Origin of the sequence: Immundisolibacter sp. (assembly GCF_050250495.1) — a bacterium.
GTDB lineage: Bacteria > Pseudomonadota > Gammaproteobacteria > Immundisolibacterales > Immundisolibacteraceae > Immundisolibacter.
Genome location: NZ_JBFWOM010000027.1, coordinates 1 through 5,000, shown reverse-complemented (window position 1 = coordinate 5,000; position 5,000 = coordinate 1). Strand labels below are relative to the sequence as shown.

2 protein-coding genes, 2 rRNA genes and 1 pseudogene (1 of these 5 running past the window's edge) are annotated in these 5,000 nt (G+C 58.7%); 2 read left to right on the top strand and 3 right to left on the bottom strand.

Annotation, left to right across the window (positions count from 1 at the left end):
- Positions 1-2,793: ribosomal RNA gene (locus tag AB7F93_RS12985) — 23S ribosomal RNA — on the top strand (it extends 102 nt beyond the left edge of the window).
- A gap of 74 nt (positions 2,794-2,867) precedes the next feature.
- A 5S ribosomal RNA gene (gene rrf, locus AB7F93_RS12980) occupies positions 2,868-2,982 on the top strand.
- A gap of 165 nt (positions 2,983-3,147) precedes the next feature.
- Here rrf and AB7F93_RS12975 read toward each other — a convergent pair.
- The 3 genes and pseudogenes from AB7F93_RS12975 to AB7F93_RS12965 form a co-directional block, all read right to left on the bottom strand.
- Positions 3,148-4,304 (bottom strand): IS3 family transposase gene (locus AB7F93_RS12975; protein WP_428303336.1). Its coding sequence is split into 2 segments (ribosomal slippage): positions 3,148-4,052 and positions 4,052-4,304, totalling 1,158 coding nucleotides; the frame shifts between segments, so codons are not numbered across the junction.
- Entirely contained in the window at positions 4,264-4,431 is a 168-nt protein-coding gene (locus AB7F93_RS12970) for a hypothetical protein (protein WP_428303335.1), read from the bottom strand. Before AB7F93_RS12970 ends, AB7F93_RS12975 begins: the two co-directional genes overlap by 41 nt.
- An 83-nt stretch (positions 4,432-4,514) precedes the next feature.
- Positions 4,515-4,877 (bottom strand): annotated as a pseudogene (locus tag AB7F93_RS12965) (integrase core domain-containing protein); the annotation flags it as partial.
- Positions 4,878-5,000 lie beyond the last annotated feature (123 nt).

Sequence of the window (5,000 nt, the reverse complement as noted above, 5' to 3'; positions counted from 1 at the left end):
ATCCGGAGATGTCCGAATGGGGAAACCCACCGCGTAAGCGGTATCCTGCTCTGAATACATAGGGGCAGGAAGCGAACCCGGGGAACTGAAACATCTAAGTACCCGGAGGAAAAGAAATCAACCGAGATTCCCCCAGTAGTGGCGAGCGAACGGGGATCAGCCCAGCGCGTTTTAATCTATTAATTTTTATGGGAACGGCATGGAAAGGCCGGCCATAGCGGGTGATAGCCCCGTACCTTAAAAAAATTAGTGGTGGGCGCCGAAGAGTAGGGCGGGGCACGTGAAACCCTGCTTGAACATGGGGGGACCATCCTCCAAGGCTAAATACTACCTGTCGACCGATAGTGAACCAGTACCGTGAGGGAAAGGCGAAAAGAACCCCGGATAGGGGAGTGAAATAGATCCTGAAACCGTATGCGTACAAGCAGTGGGAGCTCATTTTTTGAGTGACTGCGTACCTTTTGTATAATGGGTCAGCGACTTACTTTCAGTGGCAAGCTTAACCGAATAGGGAAGGCGTAGGGAAACCGAGTCTGAATAGGGCGACAGTCGCTGGGAGTAGACCCGAAACCGGGCGATCTATCCATGACCAGGGTGAAGGTAGGGTAAAGCCTGCTGGAGGCCCGAACCGGGATCTGTTGAAAAAGATTCGGATGAGTTGTGGATCGGAGTGAAAGGCTAATCAAGCTCGGAGATAGCTGGTTCTCCTCGAAAGCTATTGAGGTAGCGCCTCGCGTCTCACTCTCGGGGGTAGAGCACTGTTTCGGCTAGGGCTGCGTCTAGCGGTACCAAACCGATGCAAACTTCGAATACCGAGAAGTGCAATCGCGGGAGACACACGGCGGGTGCTAACGTCCGTCGTGAAGAGGGAAACAACCCAGACCGCCAGCTAAGGTCCCAAAATCACGGCTAAGTGGTGAACGATGTGGGAAGGCTAAGACAGCCAGGAGGTTGGCTTAGAAGCAGCCATCCTTTAAAGAAAGCGTAATAGCTCACTGGTCGAGTCGTCCTGCGCGGAAGATTTAACGGGGCTAAGCCGTGTACCGAAGCTGCGGATGCAAGCTTGCTTGCATGGTAGAGGAGCGTTCCGTAGGCCTGTGAAGGTGGATCGTAAGGTCTGCTGGAGGTATCGGAAGTGCGAATGCTGACGTGAGTAACGATAAAGGGGGTGAAAAACCCCCTCGCCGAGAGTCCAAGGGTTCCTGTGCAACGTTAATCGGCGCAGGGTGAGTCGGTTCCTAAGGCGAGGCCGAAAGGCGTAGTCGATGGAAAACAGGCTAATATTCCTGTACCTCGCATCGCTGCGATGGGGAGACGGAGAAGGCTAGGTGGGCCGGGTGTTGGATGTCCCGGTTTAAGCGTGTAGGAAGCGGTCTTAGGCAAATCCGGGATCGCAATTTCGAGACGTGATGACGAGCTCCCTTCGTGGAGTGAAGTCACTGATGCCACGCTTCCAAGAAAATCCTCTAAGCTTCAGGCGATGTGGGACCGTACCCGAAACCGACACAGGTGGACTGGTAGAGAATACCTAGGCGCTTGGGAGAACTTGGGTGAAGGAACTAGGCAAAATAGCACCGTAACTTCGGGAGAAGGTGCGCCCCTATTACGTGAAGGGCTTCGCGCCTGGAGCGGAAAAGGGTTGAAGTAATCAGGTGGCTGCGACTGTTTATTAAAAACACAGCACTCTGCAAACACGTAAGTGGACGTATAGGGTGTGACGCCTGCCCGGTGCCGGAAGGTTAAGTGATGGGGTCAGCGCAAGCGAAGCTCTTGATCGAAGCCCCGGTAAACGGCGGCCGTAACTATAACGGTCCTAAGGTAGCGAAATTCCTTGTCGGGTAAGTTCCGACCCGCACGAATGGCGTAACGATGGCCACACTGTCTCCACCCAAGACCCAGTGAAATCGAAATCGCTGTGAAGATGCAGTGTTCCCGCGGCAAGACGGAAAGACCCCATGAACCTTTACTACAGCTTTGCACTGGACTTCGAGTTTGTTTGTGTAGGATAGGTGGGAGGCGCTGAAGCCAGGACGCCAGTTCTGGTGGAGCCGTCCTTGAAATACCACCCTGACACGCTTGGAGTTCTAACCTAGGTCCGTAATCCGGATCGGGGACAGTGTATGGTGGGTAGTTTGACTGGGGCGGTCTCCTCCGAAAGAGTAACGGAGGAGCACAAAGGTACCCTCAGCGCGGTCGGACATCGCGCAATGAGTGCAAAGGCATAAGGGTGCTTGACTGCGAGACAGACACGTCGAGCAGGGGCGAAAGCCGGTCTTAGTGATCCGGTGGTTCTGTATGGAAGGGCCATCGCTCAACGGATAAAAGGTACTCTGGGGATAACAGGCTGATTCCTCCCAAGAGTTCATATCGACGGGGGAGTTTGGCACCTCGATGTCGGCTCATCACATCCTGGGGCTGTAGTCGGTCCCAAGGGTATGGCTGTTCGCCATTTAAAGTGGTACGCGAGCTGGGTTTAGAACGTCGTGAGACAGTTCGGTCCCTATCTGTCGTGGGCGTTGGAGATTTGAGGGAAGCTGCTCCTAGTACGAGAGGACCGGAGTGGACGTACCGCTGGTGTTCCGGTTGTCACGCCAGTGGCATTGCCGGGTAGCTATGTACGGACGGGATAACCGCTGAAAGCATCTAAGCGGGAAGCCTCTCCCAAGATTAGGTCTCCCTGGACCCTTGAGGTCCCTGAAGGGCCCTAGAAGACTACTAGGTTGATAGGTCGGGTGTGGAAGCACGGTGACGTGTGGAGCTAACCGATACTAATTGCCCGTGAGGCTTGACCATATAACACCCAACCGAATTGCAAGCGCGAAGCTCTCTTTTCGAATCGCCGGAGTGATTACTTCGGCTACAGTTTGCCTGGCGGAAATAGCAAGTGGGAACCACCCGATCCCATTCCGAACTCGGAAGTGAAACCGCTCCGCGCCGATGATAGTGTGGGTTCGCCCATGTGAAAGTAGGTCACCGCCAGGCTCTTTATGACGAACCCTCGCTAGCTTGCTGGCGGGGGTTTTTTATCGCGGCAGTTTTTGTCGCGCGTCCCGGTATTTTCGGTTCGTCCAGAACCGGCCTGGCTGTAATGACCCACCGGTTTCTGCGCAGGTCAGGCTGGCCTGCTGCCGGTTTCGTAGCCCCCCCTTAAGCTAATTTCGTCTGCTGCTCGTACTGAATCGGGCTGAGGTAGCCCAGGGTCGAGTGCCGCCGCGTCGGGTTGTAGAAGCGCTCGATGTAGTCGAAGACATCCGCCTTGGCGTCGTTTCTGGATCGATAGACCTTGCGGGCGGTACATTCGGTTTTGAGCGACGAGAAGAAGCTCTCCATCGCCGCGTTGTCCCAGACCTTGCCGGACCGGCTCATGCTGCAGGTCACGCCCAGATCGCCGAGCAGGCGCTGAAATGCGGCGCTGGTGTACTGGCTGCCGCGGTCCGAGTGATGCAGCAGTGCGCCAGGTTTCCCGCGCCGCCACATCGCCATCATCAGGGCATCGGTGACAAGCTGGCTGGTCATCTCGTTTTGCATCGACCAACCGACCGCCCGGCGCGAGTACAGGTCGAGCACGACGGCGACGTACAGCCAGCCTTCGGCGGTCCACAGGCAGGTGAAATCGGCGACCCAGGTCCGGTTCGGGCCGCTGGCCTGGAACTGCCGGTCCAGCAGGTTGGGCGCAATGGCCGCCGCGGGGCGTTGCCCGACATCGACCGGCAAGCGCCGCCGCCGGGGCCGCGCCCGCAGCGCCTGCGCGCGCATCAGACGCTCGATCCGGTGCAGGCCACAGCGATGGCCCTGCGCCAACACGTCATGCCAGACCCGCCGTGCGCCGTAGGTCCGGTCGCTGCTCAGGAAATTGCGGTGCACCTGGGCGCCGATCGCGTCGTCCTCACGCGCGCGCGGGCTGCGCGGCCGGGTCAGCCACCCGTAGTACCCGCTTCGAGACACACCGAGCGCCCCGCACAACGGCCGCACCGCAAAGGCCCCTCGGTGCTTCGTCACGAAACCGAACTTCACAGCGATTCCCTGGCGAAGTAGGCCGCGGCTTTTTTTAGGATGTCGCGCTCGGCCCGCAGCTTCTGCACTTCCTTGCGCAACCGATCCAGCTGCGCCGCCTCGGGCTTCAGCTGGCCGTGGCCCGGAAACGCATGCTGCGGATCATCCCGCTGCGCGCTCACCCATTTGCGCAGCACGTTCTCGTGCAGCCCCAGACCCCGCGCCGCCTGCGCCACCGACACGCCGCGCTCGGTCACTAACTTCACCGCCTTAAGCTTGTACTCGCGGCTGAACACCCGTCTCGTTCCCATGAGCCACCTCCGGTTTCATCATCACACCCAAACTCGGTGTCCGTGAAACCGGCAGCAGGCCAGGCGGCAGATCGAACTGCCGGCTCGGCTTCCAGCGCTTGATGTCTTCTTCCGTCGTGATGCTCATCGGGTATTGCCTCGTGAGGTTATACCTGAGCAGAAAATCACTGGGTTATTACGACGTTACCCCTTCGTGAGTAGCGGTCCGGTTCAGAGCCCTTGGGTGGATGGTATCGCTCTGGCCGCCAGCTGCCGGGCATACGCGGTGGGCGTCAGCCCGCCGAGTGCTTTCTTCGGTCGTTCCTCGTTGTAGTCCTGTGTCCAGGCGCGGATGACCGCTCTGGCGTGGTCGAGGCTGACAAACCAGTGCTCGTTGAGACACTCGTCCCGCAGCCGCCCGTTGAAGGATTCGATGTAGGCGTTCTGGTTCGGCCTGCCCGGCTCGATCAGGCGCAGCGCAATTCCCTGCCGGTGCGCCCAGGTCAGCATGGCCCGGCCCGTGAATTCCTTGCCGTTGTCGGTGCGGATCACCGACGGGCGCCCCCGGACCGCGCAGACGGCGTCGAGCAACCGACGTTACCCCTTCGTGAGTAGCGGTCCGGTTCAGAGCCCTTGGGTGGATGGTATCGCTCTGGCCGCCAGCTGCCGGGCATACGCGGTGGGCGTCAGCCCGCCGAGTGCTTTCTTCGGTCGTTC